Source organism: Shewanella livingstonensis (genome assembly GCF_003855395.1).
In the GTDB taxonomy this organism is placed as follows: Bacteria; Pseudomonadota; Gammaproteobacteria; order Enterobacterales; family Shewanellaceae; genus Shewanella; species Shewanella livingstonensis.
In genome coordinates, this window is record NZ_CP034015.1 from 3,436,018 (window position 1) to 3,452,006 (window position 15,989).

Sequence of the window (15,989 nt, forward strand, 5' to 3'; positions counted from 1 at the left end):
AAACTCCTTATTAAAAATTCGCAAAATAGCTCCACAACATCGTATCAATAACGGTTCTGAATGACTGAGGTTAATCAAAGATAATGTTAATCTAATATCATCAAAATAGACTTAGTTTACACAGTACTTATTACTATAATCCTAACGTCTGTTTTTTTAGAAATAAATTACAAGTAGCTTGAATACAACGGGTTTACTTAGTTTTACCAGAAAAACATAACCGTTGTGAGTAATTTGCCTAAAACATGAATCATCTTTAATACTCAACCGGCATTGGGTTGAAAAACGCCGCCAATATATCAGCCTATTATGGCTATTATTTTAAGCTTGTTGCTCGGCACATAAACTCAACGATGATTAATGTGTCCTAGGTAAGTGAGCTGAAGTAACAATATTGGTAGGCTAAGAGTAAAAGATTTTAAATGGCAACATTGGCAGTGAGTAGCTTGACTCGCCGATGGCTAAATCATTGGCAAGGTGAATGGCAAAATAAGTCATCATTAAGTGAAGCTGGGTTATTTAGCTATTTGTATAGCGAGTTTTGAATCTTAGTTAACGCCATATTTGTTTCAACTAGACTTACCGTTGATAACGGCACCAGCAAAATAGCTTATTTTTAAAGATTTGAGATAATACCTTTAGAAATAAGCGGATAACGTCTTACCCGCTGACCAATATCATCACTCATGACTTGGCGATATAACAGTTCGATGTCATCGTCATCTTCAAACACCAATAATAATCTGTCGATTGCCGTATGCAGACCCTGCTTCAAATATGGCTGCGATTGAAATTCAGCAATATTGCGTCTCACAATAGCTATTTTTTCAGGGTGTAAGCGCAGCTCGGCAAACACTTGCTCAAAATACACCATGTGCTGAGCAGGTGTAGCACGATTTGAACGTCGCTGTCTTAGCAGCGACGAACCTCGTTTAAAATATACCGGCGGCAATAATCACATCTCCAAAAACTAGCTGAGCAAAGCCAATAAATCGTTAGCACTGCCCTGCCATGGCCCTTGAGTACCATCGGATAAAATACTGTCAGCCAAACCTTGTTTATGCTGCTGCATTTCTTGAATCTTCTCTTCAACAGTACCTTGGGCAATTAATTTATAAACAAACACCGGATTTAACTGACCAATACGATGGGCACGATCGGTTGCTTGCCTTTCTGCGGCTGGGTTCCACCAAGGATCAAAGTGAATAACAGTATCTGCGGTAGTTAAATTAAGCCCAGTACCACCGGCTTTTAGACTGATCAAAAATACCGAATTGCCGCCCTCTTGAAACGCATCTATCTGGGTTTGGCGGTCACGTGTTTGGCCAGTCAACTTACTGTAACTTATCGCCAAGCGCTTTAGTTCATCTTCAATCAACGCTAACATGCCGGTAAATTGGCTGAAGATAAGAATTTTACGCCCATCTTCAATCATGTCAGGCAAATTTTGGATTAACCAGGTCATCTTAGCGTTGTCTTTGACTTGCTGGGCTTGCTCAAGCTTCACTAAACGAGGGTCGCAACAAGCCTGGCGTAACTTTAACAATGCATCTAAAAACTCTATATGACTGCTCGACACCCCTTTTTTGGCAAACAACTCACGCAGTTTTTTCTCCATCACTAAGCGAATCGATTCATACAAATTACGCTGATCTTTTTCAAGTTCTAAGGTTTGAATAATGACCGTTTTTTCTGGTAATTCTGACACCACTTCTTTTTTAGTGCGGCGCAACATAAAGGGCGCAATACGTTGGCTTAATAACTGCGATTTTTCTACGTCGGCCTGCTTTTCAATCGGACCACGGAACTGTTTATTAAAGTAGGTATGCTGACCTAATAAACCAGGTAGGCAAAAATCCATCAATGATTTTAATTCGCCTAAATGATTTTCAAGCGGCGTACCTGATAAACATAAACGGAATCGACCTTTAAGGGTTTTAATCACTTGGGTTACTTTTGCTTGAGCATTTTTAATTTGTTGTGCTTCATCCAAAATAATATGTTCAAACACATATTCACAATAAATGGCTTCATCGCGCAACATTAATGGATAAGTGGTCACCACCACATCAAAATCGTTAATTTGCTCTAATAATGGCTGGCGTTTGTTACCGTGTATCACCACTACATTCAGTGATGGAGCAAACTTATTGGCTTCTTTTAACCAATTGCCGACCAAACTAGTAGGACAAACAATTAAACTGGTGCGACGCTCGGTAGCGTCTTGCTTGGCTTTGAGTAAAAATGCCAACGCCTGAACCGTTTTACCCAGGCCCATATCGTCAGCTAAAATACCCCCTAGCTGATATTCTTTCAGAAAACACAACCAGTCAAAACCCTGCTTTTGATAATCTCGTAAGGTTGCATTTAAGCCATTGGGCAAATCAACTGGAACAACCCCTTTAAACTCGGCCAATTTAGTGGCTAAATTGCGCACTCGCTCACCATTAAGTAAACGCACATCACTGGCAGATAAATCATTTAAAATATGCGCACGGTTGCGAGGTATTGAAATAACATCGCCAGAATGACGATTAAATAATTCTTGGATAATACTGATCAGCGGCTTAATGGTTTTGGCTTTGATTTTAATAAAGCCACCATTAGGGCCAGGTAATAGCAGTTCATCATCATCTGCTGGTTCACCATTTTGCTGCAACCAACGGGCAACTAAGGCTAATAACGGTACACTTTGGCCATCGATGTCGGCACTGAGCGATAATGAAAACCACCCTGACTCATCATCGTCTACTAAATCGACATCTAACTGTGCATCGGTAATTTGTAAGTCGAAGTCATCATCAAAATGAACCTCCATACCCAGTGTATTTAATGCATCAAGGCCATCACAGGTCAATTCAGACCATTCAAAAATAGACTCAGGTAATAAACCGACACTGACATAATACGGTTTTTGTGAACTGGCCAATACGGCATCGGGCTCAAGGGTAATCAAGCCTATATCGGTTAATGATTGTAACGCGGCTAATTCTTGCTCTACTTGGCGATGAACTTGATATTGCACCTGATTCTTTTTAACTAAACTAATACGTTCAGGCTTAGTTGAGGCATTAAAGGTAATTTCACCGTATTGATGATCGACCCGAATAACCGGTTGCATAATTTGGCTACTGCTAAAAAACTCGCGGGTGAAGGTTAACCGCGTAATGAGTTGATCGGTTATCTCACAAAAATCAATTTCGCTCGGAACGGGAACGGTTTTAGGCGAGAAGTGTTGCAACATTTTATGGCTAATAACATCCACTTGAGCCAGAGGAACCGGCGGCATATGCTGCAATAAACTTAACTTTTTAACCGGTAAATCGGTGTCGATTCTGCCTAAATGTAAATAGTCTAATTCCACATACAAAGGCGGCTCGGTAGCAATAAACTCCCAATTTTCTAGCCCAGGCATGCGCATTTGCATTTGGGTGTGTTTTTTATCAATCTCACACCAAATAAATTCGGGAGTAATGGCTTTAGCCCATGTCAGTGGGGTGCGATTTTCTTCCCAAAAACACACTTCGGCAGCTAACATTTTGGTGATGGCTAAAAATGAAATTTCACCGTCAATATAAATTTTAGAACCTTGGTTATTAGACGATAATAACAAGCTAATAATTTGTTTGTCTTCAGGATCTATCCACCACGGCATGCTATAACGAATGTCGGCTAATGCTAGTTTGCTGCCTTTATTGTATTGGGCTTTTTTATTTAATTTACTGCGCTTGAATTCGACAAAAATACCGTGAGGGTCATTGGATAATACATAAATAATCCGGTCTTTCTCTTCCTCATCATCTTCAAATTCTGCAACGGTTTTTTGCTCGTCAAGCTGGCGTAACCATTGGTGAATACGCTGTTCTTCAACGGGCTTTTTATCAATCAGTGCCAGCATAGCTGCTGCAACGTGCTTACAATTGGTTCTGACCGGGCAAGTACAATGTGAACGCATCACAATTTTGTGATTAACGTTAACCAGAGTGATTTCTTGACGATAGGGCTCAGCAGCGGATCCTTCAACATAGGCTTCAATATCATGATTGTTACTACTAGCAGTAACTTCGAGTACCCGGCCTTGGATCAAATAGTTTTGCGCTTTTTGAATTTGCGTGGCCGAAAACAGTTTCGCGATCATCTCTAATGAAAGCTTAATGGGGAGATTAAACAGTTTCGCCGACATCAATATACCTAATAAAACCGCAGCAAAATAAACAATGGCTGCTGATAAAAAAGTTAACTTGCCATTCTATGGAAGAAAGCGGGCAATATCTAGGGTTTGCTGATCTTTCGAACAAAAAACTCGTTCAAACACGCTATATGGTTGCGATTACGCACTCAGCGTTGTCACTAAAACACGATCCAGCAGCAAATCGTACCATCATACGAATTAACCTGAAAAAAAGTTTTATTTACATTTAAGACAAATTCACCTAAACCAGCCATGAACAAATTGGATCAACACGCAGTGATGAAGTGGATGAGTAAAGGTGACAATAAATCGATAAAATAACACCTAAAATGTTAACTAAGAAAAGTCGTTGGCGATGAAAACTTGGCTTTTAGGGCATGATGTTCAAAACTAAATGATAAGGACTTTATTGCGGAAGTGTTTTATTGCGAGAGTGTTTTATTACGAGAGTGTTTTATTACGAGAGTAATGTGACTCAATGGACGCTCAATTGAAAGTATTTCATCTCGGCTAATATGGTTGATACTTAAATTTACACAATAAGCCAATTCGAGATGGCAGCATTTTAATACCCAGTCGCCACCAGCATATGGTGACGACTAATTTATTGGAGCCAATATTAGAAGCGCTCTACCGACCACTGAATCGCCATTAAGCCAATAGCAATCGATCCAAGCTGCATACCCCAGTTTCGATACCAGTTTGTGTGACGTAAAAAGATCAACAATGGCAGTACCACGGCTAAAATCGCCAGCTGGCCAATTTCAACGCCAACATTGAACGCTAAAATAGCTAATAGTTTTTGATTCTCCGGCAGTCCAAGCTCGCCTAATACACCAGCAAATCCCATGCCGTGCAGTAAACCAAACGCGAAGGTAATCCACCCCAAACGCAATACAATCGGCCAAACATTGTTTAACGCGGCAAACAATACTGATAATGCGATACCCAGCTCAACCCAATGGCTACTAAAATTAAGCCACCCTAATGCCGTAGCGGTTAATGTCACTGAATGCGCTAAGGTAAAGGCGGTAATAATCCACGCTGTATCTTTCAATATTTGCTTTGGCTTATCTATCGCCTGCCACTGATGTTTTTCACGAACCAATACACAGGTTAACAATAGCGCGAGTAAGAATAAGATATGATCTGTACCCTTCCAAATATGAATAATCCCTTGATAGACATATTCAGTAAATGTATCGCTAATCTGACTTTCTGCTAAGTTAATCAATATTATCGGATTATCGTTACTGATCACTCGAGCGTATTGATGATCGGGCGAGCTAATGGTGGTAATCACTTTATGGTCGGTATCAATATCAAAAAAGGCTTTATAATTAATATTTAACACCCCCTGACTATCGCACTCTGCTTGAAATGAAGTGACCAGATAACCTTCGCTAAAATGTTGATCAACTTGCTGAGTGGGATTAAAGCTCAGTGGACAATCTTGTTGTCTACTGAGCAGTAAAGACGATCGTAAGTAATCAATTATTGCCACCTGATGAGCTTGTAACTCCCCCCAGGTAAGCTGGCCATCTTGATTGTCATCAATAGCAACAACTTGGTTAATATCAAAAAAACGTACTTGCCAAGCGCCCTCAATTTGCCCTTGCTTATCCAAGTCGATAGACAAATAACCGGTGCTCATTTGATGAGCGAAACTGACATGACTAAATAGTAATGCGAGCAGCAATACACCGCTTTTAATCACCGAAAAAAATCTTGTAAATGCCTTCACTGCTTTATCCTTAACTTGCTACATTGTCCAAAGAGAGATTACGGCTAACCTGTACTGATTTTTTATCATTTTCAGTTTTTTTAAACAATTCTTTAGCCTGCTCTAACAATATTCTGTCGTTGGCTTGACGCGCTACCTGCCAGTTTATTTTGGCCCAGTAAAGTGCTTTTTTCGGCTGTATATCAACTTTTAAATAATAATTGGCGAGATCTGATGCATGCAAACTGTCTTGTCTTTGTTCACGTAGTTTCACTCGTTGGGCAAACGCCCATTGCCATTTTACGGTATTACCAAGCTGTTTTTCTGCTATCGCTAGGCGCAATAACAACGCGTCGTCCTGAATTGCGTTTTGGCTCACCACTTTAGACAGTTTATCGTACACCTGTTGGTGCTGATTTAATGACAATTGAACATCAGACCATAAAGCTAATAAACTGACTGGCGCATTACCCATGCCGGCCTGATTTAAATAGTCCAATGCTTGTTCAGCTAACCCTTGCTTTAATGCCATATCAGCAAGAATTTGCACTATCCAACTTTTTTCTGGTTCGTCACTGGGTTGGTACAATTCATACAATCGAGCTAGCTCTTTATAGCTTTCAACTAGCTTGCCATTTTGACTGGTCACTTCCAAAGCACAGGTAGAAATCAATAAAATATCGGCTTTACCCATTAAGGTTAAACACGCTTGCCTTGCGCCAACAATATCACCCTGCACTAGATGAATATTGGCTTTTAATAACCAACTGTTAATTGCTGTTGGCTTTAATTCAATTGAGCGCTCTAACGCTTTTATTGCCCGATCAAATTGATGTTGATGTTGTAATACTCGAGCATATAAATAATAGGTCTGCGCATTAGGGCTAGTATTGGCCATTTTGGCTTGTAACCAAGCTTTTGCACGGCCGTAACGGTAATCAGCTTCGCCAGGATATTGACCTTGTTCAATAAAATCACTGATGTCGTCTAAACTCATTTGCTGGTCAGTAGCATTAAAGACCTTCCAGGTTGCAACAACTTCACTGGTCTCTTTAGGTGTATAGGGCGCCGCAACGCTATTACCCATAAACCATAAGCATGCACTGACAACCATTCCCATATTGAAGCAAAATCGCGGGTACTTTATCATTTGCATTAACCGCCCTGTGGTCACTTGCATAACGCCTCCATAATGCCATCCCTGGCCATTTATTGCTGTCTAATTAACCACTAGCGCTCGGTTGAAATAGTGGTTAAGCGGGTGAATAAGATAGCTATATTGTCCTGTTTTATAAACTTAACTGAACGAATAGAACACGCACTATTAGTCGAGTAATAAGTCATCGTAAAAATCAGCCGTTGATACATCGTTCTCAACCACACGGCCATTAACACGTAACGGTGCTGCTTGGCTTGGTTGTGAAAATGCCTGACGACTTAAACTTGAAAACATCACTTGCTCAGCATCAATGGTAATGTTCACCATCGCAGTAACAGGATCGTTCACACCATCGGTCACTGCTACGGTAAAACTGTCCGTACCAGTAACTTCATTAGCTGGAGTATACGTAAACTCACCATTTGGCATTAAGCTCACCATACCCAGCGTAGGTTCGCTCATCACTGTAAATGTCAGTGTATCGCCATCTTTATCAGTGGCTGTCACTCTATCGCTTACTGGTGTTTCGGTCACCGTGTCGAGCATCACACCACTCACCATTGGCGCACTGTTTTTAACCATGGTCATAGTGTCATTATCTGAATTACAACCCGCTAATAAGCCTGCACTGATCAAACTGATTAATACCACTGGCTTAGTCACATTATGAACAAGCTGGCGCGTCGTATATCGTATAGAAGTATTCATCTTAAGTTCCTTATTTTGAGCCAGAAAGTGGCGTCGCTAAGTAAGGGAAGTGATCCATCATCATGGTCGCATCAACCGGTGCACCATCTGTAAATGGCACGTTACCAACGCTGGCATCATCACTTGTACACAAACCTAAATCAGTATCAGTACCGTTAACAGGAATTGGGTAACATAAACGTCCCATTACCACGCGCAGTGCAATATCAACTACATCATCACCAGGGCGACGACCATTTGGGAAACCGGCTAAATCATCGCCTGCAACACCAAAAGCTGACTGCATATCACGAGATTTTGCAGGAATACCGGTATTAAGACGTAACATTTCTGAAGGCGTCACCGTTTCAAGTTGGTTAACACCGGCAAAACCCGTTAGAAATGCCGTAACAAGATCGGTACGAGGGAAGTTAGTTGGCGCTAACGTTTCAATGTTTGTTCCTAGCGTTTGGTTAACCGCGTCTTTAAACAGAATGTTCAGCAACTCTGGTAAGCTCGGGTGCGTCACATAGTCAGCAAACTGAGTGTCATCTTTAGGATGTGAAGTCGAAAAAGTATCTTTATCTTTTAAGCCAATCACTAACTCATTCACTAGCGGGTTACCCAGACGAGAAACCTGAGTTAATGCGCCGCCGTTGACTTCTGTTTTACCTACTTTAGCATTGGGATTTAAAATACGCGCTTGCGGTAAACTCGCTGTAGTCCATGCACCAATGGTGCCGTTGCCTTGAGTGGTTAAGCAAGACTTTGGTATTTCAATTGAAATGGCAGTGACATTTTTATCCATCAAGTCATCATTGTCAGCCGACTGAGTGATACCACCAGGGAAACCACCTTGATCGCCAGCGCCAGGAGCGCTATCACCTTCTACTGGTACATAGTTAACCAAATCAAACGTTTTGCCTAAGTTAACCACGAAAGGGTCTTTACGTTGGCCAACAAACACTTTACCAGGACTTGCACAACCATCGAGGTTGAATTCGTAGATAAATTGACCAGCATAGCTTGCATACGCGCTGCTATCACCGAAACTCTTATTACCAATGTAATCCAGTGGCTTATAGAACATCGCCCCTGAAGTATTGGTTAACGCAGTTGCACTACCACTATTTTGTGGTCCTTTAACAAGTGTTAACTCATACGACTCGCTAAAGTTTGCCGCACTTTGATCCGCAGCAGTAATGCCACCTATATTTTTAAGCGGTACTGACACACTGCGTTGATTATCAGCAGGGCCAACGGTCAACGCAATACCTTGATTATTATTGGCAAGCTCATTGGTAAAGTTAAATTGGAAGGTTAAATCTTCTACTGCATCACCGTCATTATCGATATGAATGCTGTATACCGCAGCAGGATCCATCGCGTAATAGTTAGGTCCGCCGTAGGCATCTTGCAGTGGGATATAGTTCGCGATAAGGGTGACGTAATCTTCACGCCCTGCTTCATAACTGTTAAAGGCATAGAAGTCGGTAGAGTCTAATGTCGGAAAGCGGGTAATATTTGGAGCTTCTCGGTGACTTGACGCAAAGGCATTAGCGCCTAACAAAGTGCTGCATACGATACTGGCGATTAGGGATATTTTTAGTACTTTCATGACCATTTCCTTATTGTGTAGTAGAGTCATGTAAGTAAACGGCTCAGGTTCCATTTTGGATGCAAGATTTAACTATTATTATTAATTTAATTTTAAAAAAACAAAAAAATAAATTAAAACACTGAATATAAACACTGAATATAAACACTATTTTATTTTAATTATTTTTAACCTGTATCGATAATAATCTGCTATTTTTATCTATTCAGTCTCAACATTGCACCTTGTTACTGATTCAAGACTAGATAATTAGACCATTAACAGCCGAACACTACTCGCCATAATCAACGCTTGCTAGAGCGATAATATGGGGATAATAAATGATTATCCCCATAAAAAAGCGGCCAAGGAACTTTCCATTGGCCGCTTTTACTTTTACTTTTGAACTAACTCAGTTTGAGCTGCAGTTACAGGATAAGGCATGAACACGTCAATGCAATGACGTGTTCTCAACCTTATAAATCCATTATAAAATGGCCAGCTCTGCGGTATATAACACCTCAGTCGGTATGCCATTAGGTGAACCGTTTAAAGGCTCTAAACTAACGGCTAAGGCGATAATATCGACATCATCAAACTGACTGTTCTTCACCAAACTGAGCTTACCCGATTTAGGTAATAAGCCTAATGAGATTGGATTCTCGACACCTTTGGCTACCATCCATAACTCATAATCTTTATTCTCAAGTGGCTTTAGGTTACTGGTAGAGCGCACTTCAATCGTATTGGCAGTCACTTCAATCAACCATAATGCTTTAGCTTGGGCACTTTGCACTACCGCGACTTGTTGTGGCGCCGCCACTGGTACTGGCTGATTACTCACCACCATTACCGCCATGACAATGGCCGCAGCGGTAGCCATTGAAGCCAAACCTTTCCATGCACGATTACGTGTTGCCATTGGCACCACATTAGATGTCTCTGGAGTTTGGGTTATATTGTCAACAAAACCTAGCGTCAGACTAATATTTTTCCACACACGATCGTCTGGCTTTATTGGTGTTAACAGCTGGTTCATGCCATGTAAATGTTGCTCCCATAACCAGGTGCTTTCACGGAGGCTAGGAATTTGCATCATTAATTTTTGAAAGCGGCGTCTGGCTTGGCCACGTAATGTACCCAGTACATATTCTGCTGCCAATGCGTCTTTTAATTGAGGATCATGATAATTCATAACGATAAACACCTCTGTAATTGCTGCAAACCACGGCGGATCCAGCTCTTAATTGTGCCTAAGGGTAAATCTAAATGCCCAACAACTTCATGATGCGATAAACCATTATAATAGGCTAAATGAATCGCTTGTTTTTGTTGCGGCTCGAGTTCGCCCATGCATTGATCGAGTTTATTTTTATGCACTTGAGGGCCGTCATCATTGTTGGGCTCTTCAAAAATAGCTTCTTGACCCTCTTCAAGCGGATCCTCTTTTCTAACTTTTTGATAACGCAACATGTCTAATGCTCGATAACGCACAATGCTGATCATCCAGGTAAGTACAGAACCCTTACCGTGTTGATACTCAGTCGCGTTATGCCAAATTTTTACGTAGGCTTCTTGTAGCACCTCTTCAGCCAGCTCACGGCGACCGAGCATTTTCAAACTAACCGCAAATAATTGGCTGCTAGTCGACTGATACAAATCAGCAAATGCTTGTTTATCTCCGTCGGCACTGGCACTCAGTAAGTTTAGTAATGTGTCTTGATCCATAATATGTCACGCTTCCTCATGATGGTTCGAGATTACTGATACGGGCTTATTACCGCATATATAAATAAAAAAAGCCTTTCAGAGTTTATACGTTACACCCAAGACATTGGATGCAACAAGGTAGATAAAAAGAAAAATCAGCGTACTTTAGTACGCTGCTTTATGCTAAATAATGATGTGATACGCAGAGGATTTGTGGCGCAATAGACTTGTACAAAAAGCGATTAATTACCCCTGCAGCAGATACTCTTCGGCTTTTTCAATACTGCGCGGTTTACCCACCAGCATTAAAATATCATTACGCCTTAACACCCACTCTGGTGGTGGAGGATCGACCTCCTCCCCTTTACGACGTACTGCACGAAGTTCAACATCTAAAGCTTGCCATGGAATGTCTGCAACGGTTTTCCCCACAGCACTAGCACCTGAAGCAAGCGACACCGCATGGAGTAAATCTAAGGTGAAATCGGTTTCTGTGCCGGAAAAAAAGCCATGTAAATATTGGTAATGGTTGCGGCGCTCTGATTCTAAACGCTTAATGATACGGGCTAATGGGACACCGCATTTAAACAACACTTGCGACACCAACATTAAGCTGCCCTCAAGTGACTCAGGAATAACTTGGGTTGCCCCTGCTTCTTTAAGCTCATGTAAATTGGCATCGTCGCGAGTGCGCACCAATATTTTAACATCGGGAGCCAATTTACGCGCCACAGCTAAACACTCTTCAGATTGCCTTGGTTCGCAAAATGTCACCACCACTAAGCTCGCTTGGCGAATGCCCATCTTCTTCAATAGCGCCATTCTGCAAGCATCACCAAAATGAATATTTTCGCCTGCCGCTCTGGCTTCTGTGACTCGGGTAGGGTCTAAATCAAGCACCATATAGGGTACGGCTTCGGTTTTTAAAAAGCGTGCAATCGTTTGCCCCACGCGGCCATAACCTAAAATAAGTACCACATCACTTTCATCAGAATGAGGCAATACAATCTCAATCGGCTCTTGTTGAGATGCCAGCTTATTGCCGCTGACCTTTTTGGCAATATCAACACTGTGACGGATAAGCCAAGGCGCTATCGACATCGATATTACCGCCACCGCAACTAACACCGTACTCACTTCAGTATCAAGCAATTGGTAATTTACCGCCAATGCCAATAACACAAAACTAAACTCTCCAACTTGGCCTAAACTGATTGCCGTACTGAGTGATACCTTAGTATTTTCGCCCACAAGCTTGAGTAAACCATGTACGATTAATATTTTGCTCAACAGCACGCCAGCTAAAATTAACAACACTTGCCACCAATATTGCATCACCAGATTGAAATCCAGCAGCATGCCAATCGAGATAAAAAACAAGCCCATTAATAAATCACGAAATGGCCTAATATCGGCTTCTAGCTGACGTCGATACTGGCTCTCGCCCAGTAACATCCCGGCAATAAACGCCCCTAATGCCATCGATAATCCAAGCCATTGAGTAAAGGCGCCTGTAACTAAAGCGACAACTAGGGTAGATAATACAAATAGTTCATTTGAACGTGAGCGGGCTACTTCGTCAAAAATACGTGGCAATATCCATTTACCAAATGACATTAATCCTAAAAAAGCCAAAATACCGGTGAGCAATCCCCACGCGATACTGTTAAAGCTCATTTCAGCACCGCCTTTGGCTAATAACGGCATTAAAATCAATAACGGCACTACTGCCAAGTCTTGAAATAACAACACACTAACTGACAATTCGCCGTGCCTGCGCCTTAACCAGTTTTGTTCATTAAGCAGCTTCAATACAATGGCGGTAGACGATAACGCAATGGCAGAACCAATGACCACTGCAGCGACTAAATCTTGGCCTACTAACATGGCTACACCACCAGCAAAAAAAGCGGTGACTAGCATTTGGGCGCTACCTAAGCCAAACACTGTACGGCGCATGGCCCACAACCTCGGGACTGAAAACTCAAGTCCGAGCGTGAACATCAACAGCACGACACCCAACTCAGCCACAGATTGCATTTGTAGCTGAGTAAACCAATGAAAACCACTGGGACCACTCACTACGCCAGTGAGCAAATAAGCTAAAATAGCGGGCAAGCCGAGTCGGCGTAACAATGCAATCGCCACAATCGCAATCACTAGCATCGACAAAATATGAATAAAAATGCTGTGTTCCATTATGGCTTGGCTCCTCGTCAAAAAACTGTCGAAAGGGAAGATACGTTTTGTTAGTCCTACAGTAAAACAACAACCAACTAATAACTATAGAAAAATTTAAATAGGCACGGTTTTTGCTAATAATACGGTAATTAGTTGTAACGTACTGGAGTAAATACAATGGATTTCGCCTTAGCTACAGAGTTGTATCCTGAAGATTACTGGTATCGTTCAGACGCTTACTTGAATATGGAGTCTGATCTAGACCTAGTTCAAGTGATTCAACAACTACATGGAAGTTTAGATCCTCGGACAGTTTTTGCCTGTTTTGGTAAAGTCCTAGGACAACATTTGCCGGTTAAAGGATTACAGTTGACCCTAGACAAACAAAAATTTGTTTGGGGACGTCATTATGGTATTGAATTAATACATACCATTAACGATAACAATGACACTTTTACCATAACATATCAGTTGTCTGTGCCGCTGAGTTCGACACAAAAGAAAGTTTTGCAACAACTTGAAAGCATGTTAATTCAACCGTTGAATAATGCTTTAAAGTATCAAAACATGTCTACTCAAGCCATGTTTGATGCCTTAACCGGATTAGGCAATCGCTATTATTATCGTCAAGCTATTAGCACTGCGCTAGCTCGAGCTAATCGACAGCAGGGACAAGTGTCTTTAGTGGTACTGGATTTAGATAAGTTTAAACAATTAAACGACATTCATGGCCACAAGGCCGGCGATTATGTTTTGGTTGGATTTGCAGAGCTAATTAATGAAGCTATCCGTAACACGGATCAAGCATTTAGAATTGGTGGTGACGAGTTTGTGATTATCACTCAAGGTGATATCAAAGCAGCAGAAGTGGTATGTCAACGGATTATCGACATGATGCCTAAACATTCTGAGCTCACCGAATATGATATTAAATGCAGCTTAGGTATTGCAGAATCGCTACCTCAGCAGCAAGCTGACAACTTATACGAACGCGCCGATAAAGCCATGTATGCTGCAAAAGCGGCCGGACGTAATTGTTATCGAATATGTAGCACCCAAACAATATAACCGTGCACCATAAGTAGTAATGAACACAACTAACTAATTGATAAAAAGACCTGACTCCGATTAAGGAATCTGGTCTTTATTATTTTACGCTTTAGCTCTACATTGATTGAGCCAACTTTGATTAACTCATCGAAGCTAAAAGAGAGCAAAAATAGCGTTAATCGCAATCGTTAATCGCTTAAAGTCATTACATTCCGCGAAGCTGAATACGCCTTAAAAATTCGGTCATCACCCTATCGTAAACCAAATCACCTAAAAACAAATCCTCTACTCCATGATCAATACTCGGATTGTCATTCACTTCAATCACATAAGCTTTACCATCAATTTCTTTTAAATCGACGCCATACAAGCCGGCACCAATTAAATTAGATGCTTTAACCGCGGCATCGACAATATTTTGCGGCACCATTTTTAAATCGATACAATCAAAATCACCACTGCTAACACGGCCACTTTGGTGATGTTGATAAATCTGCCAATGACCGCGACTCATAAAGTACCGGCAAGCATAAATTGGCTGACGATTTAGCACCCCAATGCGCCAATCATAATCAGTCGGCATAAATGCTTGCGCTAAAATTAACGCACTGTGCTTAAAGATAATGGCAGCTTGTTCAAGTAAGGTGTCACGGTCGTTAACTTTAACAACCCCGAGTGAAAAAGCACCGTCGGGCACTTTCAGTACTATCGGTAATCCTATGGTATTAATCACATTGTCGGCCCAGTTTTTATCTGAAGCTTTAAAGATTAAACTTTTAGGTACCGGTACTTTATGCCTGTTTAATAACTCAGTTAAAAACACCTTGTTAGTACACTTCATAATGGATTCGGGATCATCCATTACCACGAGCCCAAGTTGCTCAGCCGCTTTAGCAAACCGATAGGTAAAGTTACTGATATTAGTGGTTGAGCGAATAAACAAACCATCAAACTCACTTAACCGCGCGAGATCATGAGAACCAATTTGCACTAAGTCCATACCAATACGATTAGCCGACTTCGTAAATAATTTCAGCGCAGCTTTATCTGATGGCGGCATTTTCTCATGTTCGTCCACCAGCATGGCTATTTCATAACGATAGCGTTTTGACGGTTTAGGTAAACGCCACACTTTTTGCGAAAACACCTCAAGATACTTGGCAAATAAATCTTGTTGTGGTTCGGTTAAGTCTTGAAACGCGGCAGGCTCAATAGTATCAACTTGCCACTTACCCGCCATTTTGAGTAAATTCACTTGCAACACAGGTACGGTAAAACGTTCAAATATTTTGCGAGCCAGCTTGTCGAGTACCGGATTATCGCAATAACCAAAATACAGCTTCATAGATATTTCGTTCACCGTATCAGGCAGTTTATCTAAGCCCGCTTGCGGTAAACTAAAAAAACGGTCCTGGGATAAATCGTTAATAGTCATAACCCGCGGGATCACTCGGTGACCGCGAGCTTCAGCCATTAACGAACAATAATAACCTGTGCTTAAATAGTCATAACTACGGCACAGGTTAATCACTTGCATGGCGCTTTGATCTGAAAATGCCCCCATGTCTAAGTAATCATCAACAGTAACCATATTGTCACTGGGTAAATAGGGACGCCAATCATTAACATCGTCGGTGACAATTAAAAAATGAGCCATAAATATCTATTGCCTCTTATGCGGTTTAGCGCG

Annotated in this window: 12 protein-coding genes; 2 read left to right on the plus strand and 10 right to left on the minus strand. The window is 41.4% G+C overall.

Annotated features, from left to right (window positions below):
- Window positions 1-422 precede the first annotated feature (422 nt).
- Entirely contained in the window at window positions 423-545 is a 123-nt protein-coding gene (locus tag EGC82_RS21765) for a hypothetical protein (RefSeq protein ID WP_279630006.1), read from the plus strand.
- 71 nt (window positions 546-616) lie between these two features.
- Here the strand turns inward: EGC82_RS21765 and EGC82_RS14820 are convergent, their stop codons facing one another.
- The 9 genes from EGC82_RS14820 to EGC82_RS14860 all read right to left on the minus strand — a co-directional run bounded on the left by EGC82_RS14820 (window position 617) and on the right by EGC82_RS14860 (window position 13,267).
- The gene (locus EGC82_RS14820; RefSeq protein WP_124731448.1) at window positions 617-952 is read right to left on the minus strand and encodes a hypothetical protein; all 336 of its coding nucleotides are present in this window, start codon (window positions 950-952) and stop codon (window positions 617-619) included.
- Window positions 953-970: 18 nt separating this feature from the next.
- The gene (locus EGC82_RS14825; protein ID WP_124731449.1) at window positions 971-4,183 is read right to left on the minus strand and encodes a DEAD/DEAH box helicase; all 3,213 of its coding nucleotides are present in this window, start codon (window positions 4,181-4,183) and stop codon (window positions 971-973) included.
- Window positions 4,184-4,811: 628 nt separating this feature from the next.
- Window positions 4,812-5,936, minus strand: a complete 1,125-nt coding sequence (locus EGC82_RS14830) for a HupE/UreJ family protein (RefSeq protein WP_124731450.1) — start codon at window positions 5,934-5,936, stop codon at window positions 4,812-4,814.
- Between the two features lie 10 nt (window positions 5,937-5,946).
- Window positions 5,947-7,095 carry a tetratricopeptide repeat protein gene (locus EGC82_RS14835; protein ID WP_124731451.1) on the minus strand — a complete coding sequence of 383 codons (1,149 nt, stop codon included), beginning with the start codon at window positions 7,093-7,095 and terminating at the stop codon, window positions 5,947-5,949.
- A 144-nt stretch (window positions 7,096-7,239) separates the two neighbouring features.
- On the minus strand, window positions 7,240-7,782 hold the full coding sequence (locus tag EGC82_RS14840) for an Ig-like domain-containing protein (RefSeq protein ID WP_124731452.1): 543 nt from the start codon (window positions 7,780-7,782) through the stop codon (window positions 7,240-7,242).
- A 10-nt stretch (window positions 7,783-7,792) separates the two neighbouring features.
- Window positions 7,793-9,379 (minus strand): DUF4331 domain-containing protein, encoded by a 1,587-nt coding sequence (locus EGC82_RS14845; protein ID WP_124731453.1) that lies wholly within the window; start codon window positions 9,377-9,379, stop codon window positions 7,793-7,795.
- A 466-nt stretch (window positions 9,380-9,845) separates the two neighbouring features.
- Window positions 9,846-10,553 carry an anti-sigma factor gene (locus EGC82_RS14850; RefSeq protein WP_124731454.1) on the minus strand — a complete coding sequence of 236 codons (708 nt, stop codon included), beginning with the start codon at window positions 10,551-10,553 and terminating at the stop codon, window positions 9,846-9,848.
- Window positions 10,550-11,086: a sigma-70 family RNA polymerase sigma factor gene (locus tag EGC82_RS14855; protein ID WP_124731455.1), complete on the minus strand. Its 537-nt coding sequence runs from the start codon at window positions 11,084-11,086 to the stop codon at window positions 10,550-10,552. The genes EGC82_RS14850 and EGC82_RS14855 overlap by 4 nt, the downstream gene beginning before the upstream one ends.
- A gap of 228 nt (window positions 11,087-11,314) precedes the next feature.
- A complete protein-coding gene (locus EGC82_RS14860; protein WP_124731456.1) occupies window positions 11,315-13,267 on the minus strand; it encodes a monovalent cation:proton antiporter family protein in 1,953 nt (650 codons plus the stop codon).
- 159 nt (window positions 13,268-13,426) lie between these two features.
- Between EGC82_RS14860 and dgcS the strand changes: the two genes are divergently transcribed.
- Window positions 13,427-14,317, plus strand: a complete 891-nt coding sequence (gene dgcS, locus EGC82_RS14865; RefSeq protein ID WP_124731457.1) for a diguanylate cyclase DgcS — start codon at window positions 13,427-13,429, stop codon at window positions 14,315-14,317.
- A gap of 187 nt (window positions 14,318-14,504) precedes the next feature.
- On the opposite strand, the gene EGC82_RS14870 is transcribed toward dgcS, so the two are convergent.
- On the minus strand, window positions 14,505-15,956 hold the full coding sequence (locus EGC82_RS14870; protein ID WP_124731458.1) for a RimK family protein: 1,452 nt from the start codon (window positions 15,954-15,956) through the stop codon (window positions 14,505-14,507).
- Window positions 15,957-15,989 lie beyond the last annotated feature (33 nt).

What these genes read in the sequence shown, in the direction of transcription:
- EGC82_RS14835 (WP_124731451.1), bottom strand. Translation starts at nt 7,095, where the DNA reads ATGCAAGTGACCACAGGGCGGTTAATGCAAATGATAAAGTACCCGCGA.
- EGC82_RS14860 (WP_124731456.1), bottom strand. Translation starts at nt 13,267, where the DNA reads ATGGAACACAGCATTTTTATTCATATTTTGTCGATGCTAGTGATTGCG.
- EGC82_RS14825 (WP_124731449.1), bottom strand. Translation starts at nt 4,183, where the DNA reads ATGTCGGCGAAACTGTTTAATCTCCCCATTAAGCTTTCATTAGAGATG.
- EGC82_RS14850 (WP_124731454.1), bottom strand. Translation starts at nt 10,553, where the DNA reads ATGAATTATCATGATCCTCAATTAAAAGACGCATTGGCAGCAGAATAT.
- dgcS (WP_124731457.1), top strand. Translation starts at nt 13,427, where the DNA reads ATGGATTTCGCCTTAGCTACAGAGTTGTATCCTGAAGATTACTGGTAT.
- EGC82_RS14840 (WP_124731452.1), bottom strand. Translation starts at nt 7,782, where the DNA reads ATGAATACTTCTATACGATATACGACGCGCCAGCTTGTTCATAATGTG.
- EGC82_RS21765 (WP_279630006.1), top strand. Translation starts at nt 423, where the DNA reads ATGGCAACATTGGCAGTGAGTAGCTTGACTCGCCGATGGCTAAATCAT.
- EGC82_RS14855 (WP_124731455.1), bottom strand. Translation starts at nt 11,086, where the DNA reads ATGGATCAAGACACATTACTAAACTTACTGAGTGCCAGTGCCGACGGA.
- EGC82_RS14845 (WP_124731453.1), bottom strand. Translation starts at nt 9,379, where the DNA reads ATGAAAGTACTAAAAATATCCCTAATCGCCAGTATCGTATGCAGCACT.
- EGC82_RS14870 (WP_124731458.1), bottom strand. Translation starts at nt 15,956, where the DNA reads ATGGCTCATTTTTTAATTGTCACCGACGATGTTAATGATTGGCGTCCC.